Source organism: Gordonibacter sp. (genome assembly GCF_036667095.1).
Classification (GTDB): Bacteria; Actinomycetota; Coriobacteriia; order Coriobacteriales; family Eggerthellaceae; genus Gordonibacter.
Genome location: NZ_JAVWUP010000387.1, coordinates 1 through 1088, shown reverse-complemented (window position 1 = coordinate 1088; position 1088 = coordinate 1). Strand labels below are relative to the sequence as shown.

Sequence of the window (1088 nt, the reverse complement as noted above, 5' to 3'; positions counted from 1 at the left end):
GTACGGGAAGAAGGTGCTGTTTCCCTTGGTGGTGGCCCTGCTCGTGGCGAACACGGTGAACATCGGAGCCGACCTGGGTGCGATGGCGGCCTCGCTCCAACTGCTCCTGCCGGTGGAGTTCGCACCCACGCTCGTGACCGTGACCGTGGTCATCGCACTGCTGGAGACGTTCGTACCCTACCATCGCTATGCACGCATCTTGAAATGGCTTGCTGCGGCCCTACTGGCCTACGTCGTCACGGCGGTCGTCGTGAAGCCCGATTGGTTCTCGGTGCTGCGCAGCGTGGCGGTTCCCCATGTCGAGTTCAATGCCGGCTTTGTGGCCGCCATGGTGGCTACGATGGGCACCACAATCACGCCGTACCTGTTCTTCTGGCAGTCGTCGGAGGAGCTTGAGGAAAAGAAGGATCGCCACACGATGGGCGAGCGTCGTGCGGCGGCTGTCGCCGTCGAACTGAGGGAGATGCGCAAGGACACGTATGCGGGCATGGGCATCGCGAACATCGTGTTTCTGGCCATCGTTATCACGGCTGCTACGGTACTCGGTGCCCACGGCATCACCGAGGTGTCTTCGGCATCTACGGCTGCTGCTGCCTTGAAGCCCCTGGCGGGAGACTTCGCCTCTGCGCTGTTCACCATCGGCATCTTCGGCGTGGGCCTTCTGGCTGTGCCGGTTATGGCGGGCGCTTCTGCGTATGCCTTGGCAGAGGTGTTCGGCTGGAAGGAGGGTTTGGGCCGCAAGGTGCGGCAGGCTCCCGGGTTTTATGCGGTCATCGTGGTGTCGCTTGCGGTGGGGCTTGCACTGAACCTATTGGGCATCGATCCGATAAAGGCCTTGTACTACGCGGCTATTTTGAATGGGGTAGTGGCGCCGATCCTTATGTTCTTCATTTTCCGGATAGGGTCGAATAAAAAGATCATGGGTCAGTTCACCGGACCGTGGGGCATCCGGGTTTTCGGGTGGATCGCTACCGTGCTCATGGGCGCGAGCGCGCTGGTCCTCGTGGTGCTCATGGCCACGGGTGCGCCGTGAGCGCGGCGTTCGGGGATGCAGATTTTGGATGCCTGTGTTGCCTGCGCGGACGGAG

General features: G+C 61.7%; 1 protein-coding gene. It reads left to right on the top strand.

The genetic code is table 11. The annotated features are described in order from the left end of the window. On the top strand, positions 1-1033 hold a 1033-nt coding region (locus tag RR842_RS14810), incomplete at its 5' end, for a divalent metal cation transporter (RefSeq protein WP_332730335.1). Between the last annotated feature and the right edge of the window lie 55 nt (positions 1034-1088).